This window comes from Actinoplanes sp. NPDC051470 (assembly GCF_040682035.1).
Taxonomy (GTDB): Bacteria; Actinomycetota; Actinomycetes; order Mycobacteriales; family Micromonosporaceae; genus Actinoplanes.
Window position 1 is genome coordinate 150,501 of record NZ_JBFBAA010000023.1, and the last position, 18,892, is coordinate 169,392.

Sequence of the window (18,892 nt, forward strand, 5' to 3'; positions counted from 1 at the left end):
TTGTGGCAGGCTGGTGATCATGCGTCTCGTCACCTTCATCGAGCCCCAGCTCGGCGCCACCTACGACCAGCAGCGGCGGGTCGCCCAGCTGAGCGAAGACCTGGGCTTCGACGGCTTCTTCCGGAGCGACCACTTCACCGGCAACTCCGCCTCCGACGACCGCCTTCCCGGCCCGACCGACTCGTGGGTGACGCTCGGGGCCATCGCCGTGCAGACGTCCCGCATCCGCATCGGCACCCTGGTCTCGTCGGCCACGTTCCGCCTGCCCGGCCCGCTGGCCATCAGCGTCGCCCAGGTCGACGAGATGAGCGGCGGCCGCGTCGAGCTGGGCCTCGGCGGCGGCTGGCTCGAGCGCGAGCACACCGCGTACGGCATTCCCTTCCCGCCGACCGGCGAGCGGTTGGACCGCCTGGAGGAGCAGCTCGAGATCGTCACCGGCCTGTGGACCGCCGATGGCCCCTACACGTTCCAGGGCCGGCATTACCAGCTCGCCGACTCGCCGGCGCTGCCCAAGCCGGTGCAGACCCCGCGGCCGCCGGTCATCGTCGGCGGCAAGGGCAAGAAGCGGACGCCCGCCCTGGCCGCCCGCTTCGCCGACGAGTTCAACGCCCCGTTCAGCTCCCTCACGGAGGCGTCGGCCCTGTTCGACCTGGTACGCGAGGCGTGCACAGCGGCCGGCCGGGCTTCGGCGCCAGCATTCTCCGCGGCCGTCGTCCTCTGCGTCGGCCGCGACGAGGCCGAGTTGGCGCATCGCGCGAACGCGATCGGCCGCAGCGTCGACGACCTGCGCACAGCCGGCGACGCCGTGGCCGGCACGGTCGACGAGGTGGTCGACAAACTCGGCCGATGGGGCGAGGCGGGCGCCGGTCGCATGTTCCTGCAGACACTCGACCTGTCCGACCTGCACCACCTCGAGTTGGTCGCCTCCGGCGTCGCGCCCCAGCTCTCCTAGAGCGGCCCCTCAAGATCCAGATCAACTGCCGGTCGTAGCGGGGCGGGTGGTGCGGACCGCTGCTCCCGCCGAGGTGCTCTCTTCGGGCAGATCAAGAGCTTCGGGTCGTAGCAGGGTGGGTGATGCGGACCGCTGCTCCCGCCGAGGTCGGTCCGGGTGGCCGCACGCTTCGCTTCCGCGGCCACCCTCCCTGCGACGTGCGTAGTGAGTGGTTGCGCCCGCCGCTGACGCGGCCGAGCCCTTGCCGCGCCCCGTCCCCTTACGCGGCCCGAGCCCTCGCCGCGTCCCGGCCGGGTCCTGTTCGTGGCCACTGCCTCGCTCCGGTCGCCTCCCGGAACCAGACGCCGGCCTGGCGAGACGTGGCCCGTACCCCGGTCGCGATCCGCCGGATCCTGTTCTGTGGCCCTGCCGCCCCGCCCGGGTCCTGTTCTGTGGCCTCTGCCTTGCTCCCTATCACCCCGCCCGGTGTGGAGAGGGCGTGCTTGCCGCCTAGGGTCGCTCCACGATGGTGGGGATCTGGTCGCTGCCGGCCAGGACGGTTTCGCAGTGCTTGCAGGTCAGCTCGACCGGCTGAACCTGATTGGACTGAATGCTGGCCTGTCCGGCGGCCTGACCGTTGTCCGGGCACTGATAGTGCAGGTCGAAGCGCACCCACCCGGTGCCGAGCGGCTTGGAGCCCTGATTGCGCTTGGCGTCATGAAACGGCGCCCACCACTGCTGCACCACAGCCTGAAGCGACCTCCGGTCCTGCCCGGTAAGCGCATCAAACCCGGCAACCCGCGCCGGAGCGAAGTGCCTCCCGCCGTGCGCCTGATCCCCCGTGCAAACCGCCCGCTCATCGCCCACGGTGAGAAAGGTCGTGCGACCCAGCCGCTCACACACAAAACAGTCAAGGCTCAACTCGAACGAGCGCCCGAAGTAGACGTTATGAAACGGCGCCTCAGTCACAGAGATGGTCGCAGTGATCTCCAACGTCCGCAGCATGCGCACGATCGTGACACGGCCCCGCCATCGTCCCAATCCACCCGGCGCAGCCGGTAGGGCACCCCTGCCTCACCTCGCCCACGCCGCCTCGGCCTCGTTGGGTGCGGCCGGTGCGTTTTCCGCGCGCCCACCGGGGCGCGATCAGTAGTGCGGCCTCGCCGCGCCCGCCAGGCGTGGCCCCGTCAGGGGCGGCTCGCCTTCCCTTGCGCAACTCGCGTCGACCCAGCCTGACCACTCCTCACCCCAGGCGGCCCTTGACCCACCCACACACTCCGGCCCCCGGGGCGGCCCCACCGAACCGGACCAAGTCGCCACATCACCCCCGCAGGCGCAACCCCCTCGGCGTCGCGCGGAAACCCGCTGCCGTCAAAGCGTCGCGCAACGGCGAAGAGTTGACCGACTCGCCGTCGGCTCGTTCGACCGACATCGCCCCCAACGCCCCGGACCTCACCGCCCGCGCCAGACCCTCGCCAGCCGCGATCAGTGCCTCCTGGTCGTCCAGGAAAGACAGGAGGGTCTTGCCGCCCCGCTCGACGTAGATGACCAGCTCGCCGCCGACCAGCACGACCAAGGCGCCCGCCTTGCGGCCGGCTCGGTGGCCGGCGGCGGCGACCTTTTCGCCGCCGCCGCTGTCGACCACGCGTTCGGGCCACGGCAGCGCCGCGCCGTAGGGGTTGGCCGGGTCGGTTGACGCCAGCACCACCGCCGACACCCCGGCGCGCCGGGTCAGCTCGGCCGGCTCGGCCAGTGCGCGCAGGCGGTCGACCGCGCCGGGCACGGCGAACTGGGCCGCGCCCAGACCCTCGACGAAGTAGCCGCGCCGCGCGGCCCCGCGTTCCTCCAGGGCGCCGAGCACGGGGTACACCGCCGCGAAGCCGCCGGTCACGCCCTCGGACATGACCGCGCCGCGGGTCACCACGCCGTGGCGTTCCAGCAGCAGGTCGGCCAGGGCGGCCGCGCGCCGGGTCGGGTCGAGGTCGCGGTCGGGGAGCCGGGACCAGCGGCCGGCCATCGCGGGCGGGCCGGTGCGGCTCGGCATGGCCGCACGCCCCAACCGGCCGGGGCGGCGATAGCGGGTGCGGGCCGGCGCGGCCTTCGCACGGTGGGCGCCGCTGCTGCCGAGCAGGGCCCGCAGCGGCGCGAACGTGTCATTGGTCAGGTGTCCGGCCCAGACCAGGTCCCACACCGCGGACGTCAGGGCCGGGTCGTCGGTCGAGCCCACCCGGTCGGAGAGCGACCGGAAGAACAGCGCCTGCCCGTCGCCCAGCGTCTCGAGCACCGACTGATGCAGCGGGGTCAGCGCCAGCTCGTCATCCGGAGGTGGCAGCAGGAGGGGCGCCGTTTCGGCGTACGCCAGCGTGATCCACCCGTCGTTGCCACCCACCGAGCCGGCGCCGGCCCACACCAGCTCACCCGACCCGGTCAGTTCGTCGAGCATCGCCGGTGAATAGTCGGCGACCCGCGCCGGCAGCACCAGCCGTTCCCAGGCCGACGCCGGCACCGCGAGGCCCTGCAACTGCTCGACCGTGGCCGCGACCGCGTCGACGCCGCGCGCGTTGCCGCCCACCTGGTGCCAGCGGGGCAGGAACGCGGCCAGCACCTTCGGCGGCACCGGCTCGATCTCACGGCGCAGCGCGGCCAGCGACCGGCGGCGCAGCAGGCGCAGCACCTCGGCGTCACACCACTCGGCGCCCGCGCCCTCGGGCGAGAACTCGCCGCTGACCACCCGGCCGGTCGCGCTCAGCCGCTTCAACGCCTGCTCGACCACGAACACACCGAGCCCGAAATGCGCCGCACACGTCGCGGCGGCGAACGGCCCATGGGTACGCGCGTAGCGAGCGACCAGGTCACCGAGGGGATCGGCGACCGGTTCCAGGTAGGCCTCGGCCACGCCCACCGGCAACGCCACGCCCAGCGCGTCGCGGTAGCGGCCCGCGTCCTCGATGCCGATCCAGCGTTCCTCACCGGCGACGCGCACCCGCAACGCCCGGCGGGCCGCCTCGAGAGAACGCACCCACTCCAGGTCGACATGCCGGGCCGCCAGCGCGGCGTCGGACAGGTCGCCCAGCAGCCGCAGCAGCTCGGCGGCGTCCTCGGCGTCGCGTGGCGTCCGCTGTGGGGCCAGCCACTGCAGCTGCTGTTCCGATTCGGTCACCACCGCCGGGTCGAGCAGCTCGCGCAGGTCGACCCGCCCCAGCAATTCGCCGAGCAGGGTGGAGTCGAGGGCCAGGGCGGCGGCCCGGCGCTCGGCCAGCGGTGCGTCGCCCTCGTAGAGGAACGCTCCGACGTACCCGAAAAGCAGTGACCGGGCGAACGGCGACGGCCGCGGCGTCTCGGTCTCGACCAGCCGGACCTTGCGGCCCGCGATCTCGCGCATCAGCCCGACCAGGCCGGGCAGGTCGAAGACGTCTTGCAGGCACTCGCGGGCGGCCTCGAGGGTGACCGGGAAGTCGGCGAACTCGCGCGCCACGTCGAGCAGTTGCGCCGACCGCTGGCGCTGTTGCCAGAGCGGCTGGCGCCGGCGCGGGTCGCGGCGGGGCAGCAGCAGCGACCGGGCGGCACACTCGCGGAACCGGGACGCGAACAGCGCCGACGTACCCACCGACTCTTCGACCAGCTGGCTGATCTCCTCGGGGTCGAAGGCCACCAGATCGGCGCCCGGCGGTTCCTCGGCGGTGTCCGGCAGGCGCACCACGATGCCGTCGTCGGAGGGCATGACCTGGCCGTCGACGCCGTAGCGCTCACCCAGCCGGCGGGCGATCGCGAGCGCCCAGGGCGCGTTCACCCGCGCGCCGAGGACACAGTGCACGGTCATCCGCCAGTCGCCCAGCTCGTCGCGGAAGCGCTCGACCACGATCGTACGGTCGTCGGGCAGGTGACGGGTCGCCTCGCGCTGTTCGCGCAGGTAGGCGATCAGGTTGCCGGCCGCCCACTCGTCGAGGCCCGCGGCGCGCAGCGAGGCGGTCGCCTTGTCGTCGTCGGCCCTGGACAGGGTGCGGAGCCGGGCGCCGATGGCCCGGCCCAGCTCGACCGGGCGGCCGAGCGCGTCGCCCTTCCAGAACGGCATGCGGGCCGGGGCGCCCGGGGCGGGCGTGACCAGCACCCGGTCGGGCGTGATGTCCTCGATCCGCCAGGACGTCGAACCGAGCAGGAAGACGTCGCCGACGCGGGACTCGTACACCATCTCCTCGTCGAGCTCACCGACCCGCGAGGCCTTCTCGGAACCGGCCAGGAAGACCCCGAACATGCCCCGGTCGGGGATGGTGCCGCCGCTGGTCACGGCCAGCCGTTGTGCGCCCGGCCGGCCGGTGAGCTGGTCGGTGCCGCGGTCCCAGACGAGGCGCGGGCGCAGCTCGGCGAAGGCGGTCGACGGGTAGCGCCCGGACAACATGTCGAGCACCGCCCGCAGGGCCGAGTCGGGAAGCTCGGCGAACGGGGCCGCCCGCCGGACCAGGGCCGCCAGGTCGTCGAGCTGCCAAGCGTCCAGCGCGACCATGGCCACGACCTGCTGGGCCAGCACGTCGAGCGGGTTGCGCGGGTAACGCAGCTCTTCGATCGCGCCCTCGGTCATCCGTTCCGACACCACCGCGCAGGAGACCAGGTCACCGCGGTGTTTGGGGAAGACGACGCCACGGGACACGGCGCCGACCTGGTGGCCGGCCCGGCCGATGCGCTGCAGCCCGGCCGAGACCGACGGCGGCGCCTCGATCTGCACGACCAGGTCGACCGCGCCCATGTCGATGCCCAGCTCGAGGCTCGAGGTGGCGACGACGGCGGGCAGCCGGCCGGACTTCAGCGCCTCTTCGATCTGTTTGCGTTCCTCACGGGACACCGAGCCGTGATGGGCGCGGGCGACGATCGGGTCGGCGCCGCGCGTGCCGCCGGCCTGGGCCATGATCTCGGCGGGCAGCCGGCTCGCCTCGGGTGGCGGCTCACCGGCACGCTCGACGGCCAGCTCGTTGATGCGGGCGCACAGCCGTTCGGCGCCGCGGCGGGAGTTGGTGAACACGATCGTCGAGCGGTGGGCCTCGATGAGGTCGAGCACCCGTTCCTCCACCGCGGGCCAGATCGACGGCTGACGGCGTACCCCATCGGGGTTGTCTGGATCTTCCTCGGGAGCCTCGTCGAGCCGGGTCATGTCTTCGACCGGCACCTGCACCTCGACCTCGATCGTCTTGGCGCTGGGCGGCTGCACGATCTCAACCTGGTGTGCGCCGCCGAGGAAGCGGGCGGTGTCGTCGATCGGCCGGACCGTCGCGGACAGACCCACCCGCTGCGCCGGCTTGGGCAGCAGCGCGTCGAGCCGTTCGAGAGAGAGCATCAGGTGGGCGCCGCGCTTGGTGGCCGCGACGGCGTGGACCTCGTCGATGATCACGGTCTCGACGCCGCGCAGCGACTCGCGGGCGGCCGAGGTCAGGATCAGGAACAGCGATTCCGGTGTGGTGATCAGCACATCGGGCGGGGTGCGCTGGAAGCTGCGGCGCTCGTCGGCCGGGGTGTCACCGGTACGCATGCCGACGGTGATGTCGGGCGGCGGCACACCGAGCCGGCCGGACGCCTGCCGGATGCCGGTCAGCGGCGCGCGCAGGTTGCGCTCGACATCGACCGCCAGGGCCTTGAGCGGGCTGACATAAAGGACGCGGCAGCGCTGCTTAGCGTCGTTGGGCACGGGCTCGCGGGCCAGCCGGTCGAGGGACCACAGGAACGCGGCCAGTGTTTTGCCGGAACCGGTCGGAGCCACGACCAGCGCGTGGTGCCCCGCGCCGATCGCTCGCCACGCGCCCGCCTGAGCCGCGGTGGGCGCGGCGAAGGCGGCCCGGAACCACTCCCTCGTGGCCGGCCCGAACTGCTCCAACACCTGCTCTTCCTGCACGCCAACCATGGTGCTCCTCGGGTACGACAAAAACGCCACGACGCCGTCGGACCATCTGTCCCGGGCGTCATCTATCGGTCATCCGAGCATGAGTAGGACCTTCGACCAGCGCTTCCGGCTGACCGGACGGACCATGGTGCCGTTCCGTGGTCTGCGGCACATTGACAGGGATCGCGTTCGATGTGTCATACAGCCGAGTGCAGAGGAGGCTCCGTGTTCACCCCGAAACCCCAGGTACGGCGCCTCGGCAGTGCCGCGGCGGCGCTCGCCGTGTTCGCGGGCATTGCCTTCAGCGCATCGCCGGCCGCCGCGGCGGATGACGGCTACGTGCGGCTTGCCCACCTTTCTCCGGATACACCCCAGGTGGACGTTTATCTCAAGGCCGCCTCGGGCGGTAAGGAGCAGACGTTCCCCGGTGTCGGCTACGGCATCATGTCGCCCTACCTGCGACTTCCGACAGGCACGTATTCGGTCGCCATGCGCAAGGCGGGCGCCAGCCCCAAGACCAAGCCGGTCCTTACCACCCAGGTCAGTGTGGAGAGCGGCCAGGCGTACACGGTCGCGGGCGTCGGTCGCTACGCGGACCTGGGGCTCCGCGTCCTCCAGGACGACCTGAAGCTGCCCAAGCCGGGCGAGTCCAAGGTCAGGATCATTCAGGCTTCGGTACGCGCACCCGTGCTCGATGTCGGCGTCAACGACGGACCGAAGATCGCCGACGGGGTCCAATTCGCCACCACGACCGACTACCGGCAGGTCAAGCCGGGCAAGTGGACGGTCAAGGTGCAGCCGAGCGGCGGCGGCCGGAGCAGCAGCCTGCCCTGCACGCTGGGCGCGGGCAGCGTCTACTCGCTGCTGGTGCTCGACGCCAAGGGCGGCGGCCTCAAGCCGGAGCTGCACATCGACGCCGGCGGCCAGGGCCAGGTGCCGCAGGGCGGCGTGGCCACCGGCGTGGGCGGCACCCAGCCCGAGTCGCCGATGCCGATGGCGCTGACGGTGGCGGGCGTGGCCGCGGTGCTGACGGCCGGCCTGGTGGTCTTCCTCCGCCGCCGGCCCCGGACGGTCTGACCCGGCGGTCTGATCCATGACCGCGGAGTCTCCGGAGGCGTCGGTGCCGGACGGACTGACGCCTCCGCCCACCGCGCGTGCGGTGGTGCGGGTCGAGCCGGTCGACGAGCTCCCCGCGCGTGGGCGTGCTCATGTGCCGGGATCGATCGATCCGGCGTTGCGTGACGCGCCGTTGTACGTGGCGCCGGCGCCTCGGCGTCGCAGCCCTGGGCGGTCGCCGTCGGCGTTGGCTGGTGGATCGTCGCCGGGTACTGCGCCGCATGGGTCGCCGTGGGTCGGGCCGGCCATGCCGTTGTCGCCGCTGGTGCGTCCTTCGCCGGCTGATCCTTCGCCGGCTGGTCCTTCGCCCGCGGCCGCCGCGCGACCCCCAGCCGCCGCGCCGCCTTCCGCCGCCGCGCCATCTGCCGTTGGTCCACCACCTTCCGCTCCCGCGTCACCTAGCGTCGCTGTATCGCCTTCCGACGGCGCGTCACCTAGCGCCGCGAGCGCATCGCCTTCCGCCGTAGCGTCACCTTCTGTGAACGCGTCGCATCCCGTCGAGCCTGCCCTTCTCGACGACGAGGATGCGAGCGACTGCTCGCGCGTTGCGGCGGGCGGCTCGGCCGGGCCTGCTCACGACGACGATGACCCATCCGATGTGAGCCCGGCTCCGAATTCCCCGGTGCCGCCGAAACCGGGAAAGCTCCGCCGTTTCGGCCGGCGCGCGCTCATTCCCGTGATCGCCGGGGTCGTGGCGGCGTTCGTCGCGGGCACGGCCTACGTGGCCCTCAAGGAGCAGCCGGCCACCGACGACGTGGGCCGCTGGACCGGATTGCCCCAGTCCGCGCCCTCCGTCGCCGCCTCGAGCGCCAGCGACGAGGCGCCGTTCGCCGTGCCGGCCGACGGCAGCGCGCCGGACCCGTTCGCCGCGCTCAACCCGACCTATTCCGGCACGCCGACCCGGCTGATGGTGAAGGCGATCGGCGTCGACACCCCGCTGGAGACGCTGCGCCTCGGCCCGGACGGCGCCCTGATCCCGCCGAAGGACTTCGCCAAGGCCGGCTTCTACTCCGGCGGCACGCTCCCGGGCGACACCGGCCCCGCGGTCGTCGCCGGCCACGTCGACTCGAAGCGAGGACCGGCCGTCTTCTACAAGCTCCGCGAGATGCAGAAGGGTGACCGCATCGAGGTGGTGCGCGGCGCCAAGACCATCACCTTCACGGTCACGTCGACCGCCTGGTACCCGAAGAGCAAATTCCCGACCGATCGGGTGTACGCCCCCACACCGGACCGCCAGCTCCGCCTCATCACGTGCGGTGGGGTTTTCGATCACAGCCTGCGGTCATACAAGGACAACCTCGTGATCTACGCGGTGGCCGGGTGATCGCCGTTCCCCCGTTTCCGGGCGAATGACTATTCTTGAGCCAAGCGACGGGTGGGGGCTGATGGCGGTCAGGCGCATGCTCATCGCCGGGCGGTATCGATTGCACGAGCCGGTCGGCTCCGGCGGCATGGGCCGGGTCTGGATGGCACGTGACGAGATGCTGGACCGCGATGTGGCGGTCAAGGAGTTCGTGCCACCGGACTGGATGACCGACGACGAGAAAAACCGGCTTCGCGACCGTACGCTCCGCGAGGCCCGCAGCGCCGCCCGGCTCAGCCACCCCCATGTGGTCCGCATCTACGACGTGGTGCACGCCGACGGCCTGCCATGGATAGTCATGGAATACGTCCCGTCCCGCTCCCTTCATCAGGTGATCGCCGAGGACGGCCCGTTCGAACCCATCCCCGCGGCGCGCATCGGCCTGCATGTGCTCGACGCGCTGACCGCCGCCCACCGCGCCGGCGTGCTGCACCGTGACATCAAGCCGCACAACGTGCTGATCGGCGACGGCCGGGTGGTGCTGACCGACTTCGGCCTGGCCACGTTCGTGGACGACGGCACGGTCACCGGCCCCGGCATGATCGTGGGCTCGCCCCAGTACGTGTCGCCCGAGCGCGCCCGGGACGGCGCGTCCACCGTGGAGTCCGACCTGTGGTCGCTGGGCGCCACGCTCTACGCCGCCGTCGAGGGCCGCTCGCCGTACGCCCGGGAGAGCGCGATGGCCACGCTGATGGCGCTGGCCACCGATCCGCCCGATCCGCCGGTGCTGGCCGGCCCGCTGGCCCCGGTGCTGGTCGGGCTGCTTCAGCATGATCCAGCCGCCCGGCTGACCGCCGACCAGGTCGAGGAGCGGCTCCGCGCGGTGGTGGTGACCGCCCGTACCCCGGACAAGGCCCGCCTGACCAGCAACCGCGCGCGCGTCCCGGCGCCGCGCACCCCGGCCGAGGTGGGCAACGCGGTGCAGCCGCGGATGAGAAGCAGCCTGGCCGGCGCGCCCGCGCGCACCGATGCCGAGCCCGCGGTCGAGCGGAACGGGACACCGGTCACCACCGAAGAGCCCGGGGGCGAGCGGAACGCGACGCCGATGACCGCGGGGGAATCCGCGCTCGAGCGGAAGCCGTCGCCGGTCACCGCCGGTGAGCCCGCGGTCAAGATGGCCCCCCGTCGCGGCAACGGAGCACCGCTGGCCGCGGAGCCACGCATGGCCGCGGAGCCACGCATGGCCGCGGAGCCACGCATGGCCGCGGAGCCACGCATGGCCGGCGCCAAGCCGTCGTCCGTCCCGGCGTCGTCGTCGGGCTCGGACGGCCCGCCGCCCGAGCCGGTGACCGTGGTGCGGCCCGGCGCCAGCCCCCGGCGGGGGCGCCTCGCGGTGGCCGGCGTGCTGCTGGTCGCCCTGCTGGCCGGCGCCGGTCTCGCGGCCGGCTACCTGCGCCGGCGTGACGATGACCGCACCGGCCCGAGCGTCGTCACGCCGACCGGAGCGCCGGCGCCGGACCCGACGGCCGCGGCGCCCGCGATCACCGGGTTCAGCCCGGTGGTCTGCGATCGCGAGCCGGCGGCCGACGCGCCGCGCACCCCGCAGCCCGGCGCGAAGACCAGCGTCAACGGCTGGGAACTGGTATCGGGTTTCTCCTACTTCGCCGACCCCGCCGGGTTCCACATCGGCGTGCCGGACGGCTGGACCTACGAGAAGATCGGCACCACGATCTGCTTCCGCGACCCGGACAACGTGCGCATCCTCAGCATCGACTACGGGCGGAACCCCAAGGGTGATCCCGTGGTGGCCTGCCGAACCGAGGCGAACCGGCTGGTGCGGGCGGGCGCGCTGCCGAAGTACAAGCTGGTCGGCCAGATCGAGCGGGTGCCGCTGCTCAACCGCGCGGCCGACTGGGAGTACCGCTACGACAACGCCTCGGCGGTGGGGATGCACGCCATCACCCGATGGTTCGCCTCGGGCGAGCACGCCTACGCCATCGGCTGGATCACCCGCGACTTCGACTGGGATCAGAACCGGGCGACGTACGCCCTCCTCCAGAGCTCGTTCTACCAGCAGACGCCGACCGGCATCCGGGCCACGCCGAAACGCTAGGTCCCGTATGTTCACCAGGCGATATGGCGCAAGCGATATGACAGTCATCGATCTGTAGCGTGACATTCTCAGGTTCCCCCTAGCGCGGAGGAACCTGTGAGAACACTCCCTGTCATCGGCGCGACCGTCCTCCTGGGCTCGCTGATCGCAGCGCCCGCCCAGGCAGCCGTGGCCGTCGCCGCGCCCGACATCCCGGTCGCCAACGTCAAGGCCCACCTCGCCCAGTTGCAGAGCATCGCGACCGCGAACGGCGGCAACCGGGCGCACGGACGCCCGGGCTACCTGGCTTCCGTCACGTACGTGAAGAACCTGCTCGACCAGGCCGGCTTCGTGACGCAGCAGCAGTCGTTCACCTACAACGGCGCGACCGGGTACAACCTGATCGCGGACTGGCCGGGCGGCGACACGAACGACACGCTGATGGTCGGCGCGCACCTGGACAGCGTCACCGCCGGACCGGGCATCAACGACAACGGCTCCGGCTCGGCGGCGAACCTCGAGGTGGCGCTGGCCGTGGCCCGGACCGGCTTCCAACCCGACCGGCACCTGCGCTTCGGCTGGTGGGGCGCCGAGGAACTCGGCCTGCGCGGCTCGACCGCCTACGTGAACTCGCTGACCTCCGCGCAGCGGGCGGCGATCGGCGGCTACCTCAACTTCGACATGGTCGGCTCGCCCAACCCCGGCTACTTCCTCTACGACGGCGACAACTCCGACGGCACCGGATCTGGTCCGGGCCCGGCCGGGTCGGCGGAGATCGAGCAGACCCTGGCCGACTACTTCACCACGATCGGTGTGCCCACCCGCGGCACCGACTTCGACGGGCGCAGCGATTACGGCCCGTTCATCGCCAACAACATTCCCGCGGGCGGCATCTTCACCGGCGCGGAGGGGCGCAAGACCGCGGCGCAGGTCCAGCTCTGGGGCGGTACGGCCAGCACGTTCGACCCCTGCTACCACGCCTCCTGCGACACCACGGCGAACATCAACGACACCGCGCTGGACCGCAACTCGGACGCGATCGCGTACTCCGTCTGGAACCTCGCCTCGCCGGGTGAGGACCCGCCGCCCACCGGCGACACCGTCTGGCAGGACACCTTCGAGACGGCCACCGGCTGGACCGTGGGCAGTGGCGACGCGGCGACCTCGGGCCGCTGGGAGCGCGGTGACCCGCAGGCCACCAGCTCGGGCGTGGCGACTCAGCTCGGCACCTCGGTGAGCGGCACGTACGACCTGGTCACCGGGGCCACCGCGGGATCGAGCGCCGGCGCCAACGACGTGGACGGCGGGGCCACCACGATCCGTTCGCCGAACATCACGCTGCCGACCGGCACCCTGACGCTGTCCTTCGGCTGGTACCTCGCGCACCTCAACAACGCGAGCAGCTCGGACTACTTCCGGGTGCGGGTGGTGTCGGGCAGCACCGCTACGACGGTCTTCACCCAGGCCGGCGCGGCGAGCAACCGGGCCGCCGCCTGGCAGACCGCGACCGTGAACCTCTCCGCCTACGCCGGGCAGACCGTGCAGCTCAGCGTCGAGGCCGCGGACCTCTCCACGGCCAGCCTGGTCGAGGCCGCCGTCGACGACGTGACCATCACCCGAAGCTGACCGGCGACCCGTTTCTGACCGGCGACCCGTTTCTGACCGGCGACCCGTTTCTGACTGACGACCCGTTTCTGACCGGCGACCCGTTCCTGATCGGTGCGCCCGGGAGAGTGGCCCTCTCCCGGGCGCCCACCAGTGATGTGTGCCACCGATGACGCGGCACCACCAGCAAGCTCCCAGGCAGCGTTCAGTCATTCTTGTTAGCTTTCCGGGATGAATGGCAGTACCCAGCCGGGCTCGGCCCGGCTCGCACAAGCCCCGGGCATGGCCCGGCTCCGCCCCGGCCCGTCGAGGCCGTCGAGGCCGTCGTGCTGATCCTCATCGGTCTCCTCCTGGTCCTCGTCGTCACGGCCTTGACCGGGTACTTCGTCGCGCAGGAGTTCGGGTTCGTCGCGGTCGACAAGGGCCGCCTGCGCCGCCTGGCCGACGAGGGTGACGAGGCCGCCGCCCGCGCCCTCAAGGTCACCGAGCGCCTCTCGTTCATGCTGTCCGGCGCCCAGCTCGGCATCACCGTCACCGCCCTGGTCGTCGGATACGTCGCCGAGCCGTACATCGGCGAGGGCCTGGCCGACCTCTTCGACGTGGCCGGCGTGCCGGGCGCGGTGAGCGTTCCGCTCTCGGTCTTCCTCGCGCTGCTCATCGCGACGGTCGTGCAGATGGTTTTCGGCGAGCTCGCCCCGAAGAACCTCGCGATCGCCCGCTCCGAGGGCCTGACCAGGGCGCTCGCCCGGTCGACGCTGATGTATCTGACATTCTTCGGGCCGATCATCCGGCTCTTCGACAAGGCGTCGTCCAGGCTGCTGCGCCGGGTCGGCATCGAGCCGATCGAGGAGTTGCCGGAGGGCGCGACCAACGAGGACCTCGAGCAGATCATCGCCGAGTCGCGCCAGCAGGGGCACCTCGACCCGGAGCTCTCCACGCTGCTCGACCGCGGGCTCGACTTTCGTGGCCGCACCGCGATCGAGGTGATGGTGCCGCGGGTCGACGTCCAGACGGTCCGGGCCGACGACCCGCTGACCCGCGTCGTCGACCTGCTCGACACCGGCCGGTCCCGGTTCCCGGTGCGTTCCGACGCCGGCGTGGACGAGATCGTCGGCGTGGTCGGCATCACCGACGTGTTGGCCGTGCCGCCGGCGCGACGCGGGTCGACGACCGTGTCGGAGGTGGCGATCCCGCCGCTCATGGTGCCGTCGTCGTTGCGGCTGCCGGCGGTCCTGGACCGCATGCGCGGCGGGCATCGCCAGCTGGCCTGCGTGGTGGACGAGTACGGCGGCTTCGCCGGCATCGTCACCCTCGAGGACATCGCGGAGGAACTGGTCGGCCCGATCCGCGACGAGGACGACCTGCCCGAGCCGGCGCCGGTGCGGCAGGACGACGGCAGCTGGGTGGTGCCGGGCCGCTGGCGGATCGACGAGGTGGCCGACGCGACCGGTGTCGAACTGCCCGAGGACCCCGCGTACGACACGGTTTCCGGCCTGGTCATGTCCCGGCTCGGCCGGGTGCCGCTGATCGGGGACGAGGTGCAGGTCGAGCCACAGCCGGCGCTGGACGCCACCCCGGGCCCGCTGGTGTTGCGGGTGCTGTCGGTGGACCGGCACGTGCCGGGCACCGTACGCGTCTCCGAGGCCGTGCCCGCCCCCGAGGCCGAGCGCGCGGAGGTGACGTCGTGAGCACCACCTGGGCGGTCGTGATCTCGCTGCTCCTGCTGGTGGCGAACGCGTTCTTCGTCGCCGCGGAGTTCGCGCTGGTGGCGAGCAAGCGTTACCGCCTCGAGCACGCGGCGGCGGAGGGCAGCCGCGCTGCCCGGGCCGCGCTGGACGGAACCCGCGAGCTGTCGGTGATGCTCGCCGGGGCGCAGCTCGGCATCACGCTCTGTTCGCTGGGACTGGGCGCGCTCGCCGAGCCGGCGCTCGAACACCTGATCAGCCCACTGCTGCACGCGGTGGGTCTGCCGGAGGCGCCGAGCCACGTGATCGCGTTGCTGATCGCGCTGATCCTCGTCACCTTCCTGCACCTGGTGATCGGCGAGATGATGCCGAAGTCGTGGGCGATCACCCACCCGGAGCGGTCGGCCACGATGCTGGCGTTGCCGTTCCGCGCCTTCACGCGGGTCGTCCGCCCCGGCCTCAACGCGTTGAACGGCCTGGCCAACGCGGCGCTCAAGGTGGTCGGCGTGCAACCGCAGGACCAACTGGCCCAGGCGCACGGCCCGCAGGAGATGAATATCCTGCTGGAGCGGTCCGAGGCCGAGGGTCTGATCGAGGCGGAGCAGACCGCCCTGCTGACCAGCATGCTGCGCCTGCAGGAGAAGAAGGTCAGCGACGTGCTCATCCCGGATGACCAGCTGGTCACGGTCACGCCGCTGACCGGAGCGGCCGAGATCGAGGCGGCGTCGCAGCACAGCGGACGCTCCCGCCTCGCCGTGGTCGGCCCGGACGGTCTGGTCGCCGGTGTCGTGCACGTCCGCGACGCGATCCGGGCGACCACGACGGGCCGGGAGGCGACCGCGGCGGACCTGATGGACTCGCCGTTCACGCTGACCGCGGACACCAGGGTGACGAACGCGGTCACCGCGATGCGGGCCGGTCGGGCTCAGCTGGCGATGGTCACCAGTGGCGGGCGCCGGGCCGGGTTTGTGGCCCTCGAGGACCTCCTGGAGCAGGTCATCGGCGAGTTCGACGACGAGACCGACCCGGTCCCGGTGGGCCGGCGCATGCGCTGACCGCCCTCCCGTGACCACCCGGCCTGGCCGGCGCACGCCACCCCCGTGTGGTGTGCGCATGGTCAGGCCCGCTGCGTCGTCCGGCCGGCGTCGGCATCCGCCCCCGCCGCCGCTTTCGCCTCGGCCGCCGTCTCGGCCGCGGCGAGGCGTTCGCGGAGCCGGCCGCGCGCCGCCGGCCATTCGTCGGCGGTCATCGCGAAGTACACCGAATCGCGCCACGTGCCGTCGGGCCGCAGCCGATGTCGCCGGATCAGCCCGTCGCGGCTGGCCCCGAGCCGGGCGATCGCGCGCTGGGACCGCTCGTTGCGGATGTCGGTGTACCAGAACACCCGCTCGGCCCCGAGCACCTCGAAGGCCCGCTCGAGCAGCAGCAGCTTGGATTCCGTGTTCACCCCGCTGCGCCACCAGCGCCGGCCGAGCATCGAGTGGCCGATGGCGACGACCCGTCCCGGCTCATCGACGTCGTGGTACATGGTCGTGCCCATGACCTCACCGGTCTGCGGATGCAGTTGCACCCACGGCACCCGCTCGCCGAGCCACTGCGCCCGCAACGCGCCGGTCACCAGCTCGCCGATCTGGTCGCGGTGGGCCGGGCACGGCGCGGACAGGAACTCCCAGGTCTCGGCGTCGTCGAGGGCGGCGAACAGGCCGTCGACGTGACCCGGGGTGAGCTGCTCGAGACGGACATGCCGGCCGGTCATGGTCGCCGCCGTCTGCCACGGCGAGGACGTGCCGCCGAGATAGGCCGGCGGCGCCGCGGCCACGCCCTCGTCGGTCTCGGGTGGCCCGCCGACGCGGCGGATCGGCAGCACACCGGCCCAGTGGGGCAGGGTGAGATCGGCTTCCTCATCGACGACGCCGCCGGTGCGTACCCGTGCCGAAACCTCGTCGAGCACGAGCGCCAGCAGGCTGGTCTCGGCCATCTCCTTGCGGGTCGGCGGCCGGCTGTCCGCGGCGCGGCCGGAGCCGAACTTGTCGACCAGGGCGGTCATGGCCGCGAGCTTCTCCGCCGGATCGGTCACCAGGCGGGCCCGGCCGTGTGCCACGACGGACCGGTAGTTGGCGCTGTGGTGCATCTGCGACCGGGCGTACACGATGCCGTCGACGAGGGTGACCGACACACAGACCTGCGTGCCGTCGCGGGCCGACAGGCCCAGCCGGCCGCCGGACGAGCCGTGCAGGAACAGCGTTCCGCCGACCCGGGCATGCAGCGTGGGCAGCACGCGAGGCTCGCCATCCACAACGAAGGCGACGGAACAGTCGTACGCCTCGTCCAGAATCGAGTGGACCAGATCGCGGTCGTAACGCATGCGGGCGCGATTGCGGGTCGCCGTCGTCCGTGCGGTGGGTGAGTAGGTGTCGGTCACGTCGCCCTCCCGGAATTTCGGTCTGCGAAGACTGTAGCTCTTGCGCTGGTATTTGTTCTAGTACAAAATCTGAGCTGTGCCAGAACATTATCAGGTGAGCGGCGCGAGCGCCTCCGCCATTTCCGCCAGCATCGAGACCGGCGTCCGCGAGGGCCGGCTCGAGGCGGGAGCGTCCCTGCCTCCGGTCCGGACTCTCGCCGACGAGCTGCGGGTCAGCCCGGCCACGGTGGCCAAGGCCTACAGCGAGCTCCGTCGGCGCGGCCTGGTCGAGGCCCACGGCCGGCGCGGCACCCGGGTGCGGCCACGCCCGCCGGTCGCCTCGGCCCGCGCCACCATGCGCGTCGAGGTGGCGCCCGGGGTCTACGACCTGTCCGCCGGCGAGCCGAGCACGCTCCATCTGCCGCCACTCGGTCCCGGCCTGAGCGAGGTCGCGGCCGATCTGGGCCAGCCGATCGGCTACGCCCGTGGCGGGGTGCTGGCCGAGCTCGCCGAGGCGGCTCGCGAGCGGCTGGCCGGTGGCGGCGTGCCGTTGGGCAGCGCCCAGCTCACCGTCACCGGCGGCACCCTCGACGCCATCGAACGGCTGCTCACCGTCCACCTCGCGCCGGGCGACGCGGTGGCCGTCGAAGACCCGGGCTGGGCCAACCTGCTCGACCTCGTCGCGGCGCTCGGCCTGCGGGCCGTCCCGGTGGCGATGGATCAGAACGGCCCGGTGCCGTCCTCGCTGGAGCGTGCCTTGTCGCTCGGGGTCCGCGCCGTGGTGATCACCTCGCGGGCGCAGAACCCGACCGGCGCATCGGTGTCGGCCGAGCGCGGGCGAGAGCTGCGCTCGATCCTGGCGGAGCGTCCCGGTGTGCTGGTCATCGAGGACGACCATGCCGCCGAGCTGGCCGTCACCGGCCTGCATTGCGTCGGTCCGGTGACAGGTTCCTGGGCGTTCGTGCGGTCCGCGTCCAAGCCCTACGGTCCCGACCTGCGGATCGCGGTGGTGGCCGGCGACGAGACGTCGATCGCACGGGTGGCCGGCCGGATGCGGATCGGCAGCGGCTGGGTGTCCACCATGCTCCAGCGGTTGCTGCTGCGGGTGTGGCAGGACGAGTCCGTCGCCAACTGGGTCGAGGTCGCCGCCGGCGTCTACGAGAACCGGCGCGCGGCGCTGCTGAGCGCGCTCCACGAACGCGCGATCGATGCCTCCGGCGCCAGCGGCCTCAACATCTGGGTCCACGTGCCGGACGAAACCCGCGCCGTGTCGGTGCTCCGCGATGCGGGCTATGCCGTGGCGCCCGGCTCGTTGTTCCGCATCGACTCGCCGCCGGGCATCCGGATCACGGTCAGCGACCTCGCCCCCGAACAGGTCGACCCGGTGGCCGACGCGGTCGCCGCCGCGGTCCACCCGAACGCGATCGGGGCGCCGTCCCGATGAGCGGCCTCCGGCCGACTCGTTCGGGTGCGCCGGGATCGGTCGGACGTGAATGGGGTACAACTCCGGGATGGCAACGAACCAGGCGCCACCCGGCGCGGAGAAATGGGTTCCTTCCCACCCGGCCGATCTGGGTGAGCTCAAGCAGGCCGCTGCTCAGTGCGAGGGCTGCCAGCTGCATGTGGACGCCACCCAGACCGTCTTCGGCCGCGGCGCCCCCGACGCCCGCGTCGTCTTCGTGGGTGAGCAGCCCGGCGATGTCGAGGACCAGCAGGGCCTCCCATTCGTGGGCCCGGCCGGCCGCGTCCTTCGCGACGCGGTGGAAGAAGCCGGCATCGAGGTGCCCTGGGTCTACATCACCAACGCGGTCACGTAGGTTCCACATTGTACGAACGGCTACGCTGCTGGTCATGAAGCTACTTGGAGCGGTCCGGCTGTCCCGGCACCGGGGA

General features: G+C 72.2%; 12 protein-coding genes. 9 read left to right on the top strand and 3 right to left on the bottom strand.

What is annotated here, in order from left to right:
* The first annotated feature begins 19 nt into the window (after positions 1–19).
* Complete coding sequence (locus tag AB0M54_RS33165; protein WP_364475656.1) at positions 20–952, top strand: TIGR03560 family F420-dependent LLM class oxidoreductase; 933 nt, start codon at positions 20–22, stop codon at positions 950–952.
* Between the two features lie 489 nt (positions 953–1,441).
* Here AB0M54_RS33165 and AB0M54_RS33170 read toward each other — a convergent pair whose 3' ends face one another.
* Positions 1,442–1,936, bottom strand: coding sequence for a hypothetical protein (locus AB0M54_RS33170; protein WP_364475658.1), 495 nt, complete (start codon positions 1,934–1,936; stop codon positions 1,442–1,444).
* A gap of 316 nt (positions 1,937–2,252) precedes the next feature.
* Positions 2,253–6,818: an ATP-dependent helicase gene (locus AB0M54_RS33175; protein WP_364475660.1), complete on the bottom strand. Its 4,566-nt coding sequence runs from the start codon at positions 6,816–6,818 to the stop codon at positions 2,253–2,255.
* A gap of 204 nt (positions 6,819–7,022) precedes the next feature.
* Here AB0M54_RS33175 and AB0M54_RS33180 point away from each other — a divergent pair, with 204 nt between their 5' ends.
* The 6 genes from AB0M54_RS33180 to AB0M54_RS33205 all read left to right on the top strand — a co-directional run bounded on the left by AB0M54_RS33180 (position 7,023) and on the right by AB0M54_RS33205 (position 15,653).
* Positions 7,023–7,874 (top strand): DUF4397 domain-containing protein, encoded by an 852-nt coding sequence (locus AB0M54_RS33180; RefSeq protein WP_364315586.1) that lies wholly within the window; start codon positions 7,023–7,025, stop codon positions 7,872–7,874.
* A 715-nt stretch (positions 7,875–8,589) separates the two neighbouring features.
* Entirely contained in the window at positions 8,590–9,237 is a 648-nt protein-coding gene (locus tag AB0M54_RS33185) for a sortase (protein ID WP_364475662.1), read from the top strand.
* Between the two features lie 61 nt (positions 9,238–9,298).
* Positions 9,299–11,329, top strand: coding sequence for a protein kinase (locus tag AB0M54_RS33190; RefSeq protein WP_364475664.1), 2,031 nt, complete (start codon positions 9,299–9,301; stop codon positions 11,327–11,329).
* 96 nt (positions 11,330–11,425) lie between these two features.
* Positions 11,426–12,934, top strand: coding sequence for a M28 family peptidase (locus tag AB0M54_RS33195; protein ID WP_364315594.1), 1,509 nt, complete (start codon positions 11,426–11,428; stop codon positions 12,932–12,934).
* 305 nt (positions 12,935–13,239) lie between these two features.
* Positions 13,240–14,601 carry a hemolysin family protein gene (locus tag AB0M54_RS33200; protein WP_364475666.1) on the top strand — a complete coding sequence of 454 codons (1,362 nt, stop codon included), beginning with the start codon at positions 13,240–13,242 and terminating at the stop codon, positions 14,599–14,601.
* On the top strand, positions 14,598–15,653 hold the full coding sequence (locus AB0M54_RS33205) for a hemolysin family protein (RefSeq protein WP_364315599.1): 1,056 nt from the start codon (positions 14,598–14,600) through the stop codon (positions 15,651–15,653). The genes AB0M54_RS33200 and AB0M54_RS33205 overlap by 4 nt, the downstream gene beginning before the upstream one ends.
* A gap of 62 nt (positions 15,654–15,715) precedes the next feature.
* On the opposite strand, the gene AB0M54_RS33210 is transcribed toward AB0M54_RS33205, so the two are convergent.
* Positions 15,716–17,020 carry a bifunctional pyridoxamine 5'-phosphate oxidase family protein/GNAT family N-acetyltransferase gene (locus tag AB0M54_RS33210; RefSeq protein ID WP_364475668.1) on the bottom strand — a complete coding sequence of 435 codons (1,305 nt, stop codon included), beginning with the start codon at positions 17,018–17,020 and terminating at the stop codon, positions 15,716–15,718.
* Positions 17,021–17,096: 76 nt separating this feature from the next.
* Between AB0M54_RS33210 and AB0M54_RS33215 the strand changes: the two genes are divergently transcribed.
* Complete coding sequence (locus AB0M54_RS33215; RefSeq protein ID WP_364475670.1) at positions 17,097–18,443, top strand: aminotransferase class I/II-fold pyridoxal phosphate-dependent enzyme; 1,347 nt, start codon at positions 17,097–17,099, stop codon at positions 18,441–18,443.
* A gap of 67 nt (positions 18,444–18,510) precedes the next feature.
* Positions 18,511–18,816: a uracil-DNA glycosylase family protein gene (locus AB0M54_RS33220; protein ID WP_364475672.1), complete on the top strand. Its 306-nt coding sequence runs from the start codon at positions 18,511–18,513 to the stop codon at positions 18,814–18,816.
* The last annotated feature ends 76 nt before the right edge of the window (positions 18,817–18,892 follow it).

Excerpts from the sequence above, each read along its gene's own strand:
- AB0M54_RS33165 (WP_364475656.1), top strand. The coding sequence starts at position 20 with ATGCGTCTCGTCACCTTCATCGAGCCCCAGCTCGGCGCCACCTACGAC.
- AB0M54_RS33170 (WP_364475658.1), bottom strand. The coding sequence starts at position 1,936 with ATGCTGCGGACGTTGGAGATCACTGCGACCATCTCTGTGACTGAGGCG.
- AB0M54_RS33175 (WP_364475660.1), bottom strand. The coding sequence starts at position 6,818 with ATGGTTGGCGTGCAGGAAGAGCAGGTGTTGGAGCAGTTCGGGCCGGCC.
- AB0M54_RS33190 (WP_364475664.1), top strand. The coding sequence starts at position 9,299 with ATGGCGGTCAGGCGCATGCTCATCGCCGGGCGGTATCGATTGCACGAG.
- AB0M54_RS33220 (WP_364475672.1), top strand. The coding sequence starts at position 18,511 with ATGGCAACGAACCAGGCGCCACCCGGCGCGGAGAAATGGGTTCCTTCC.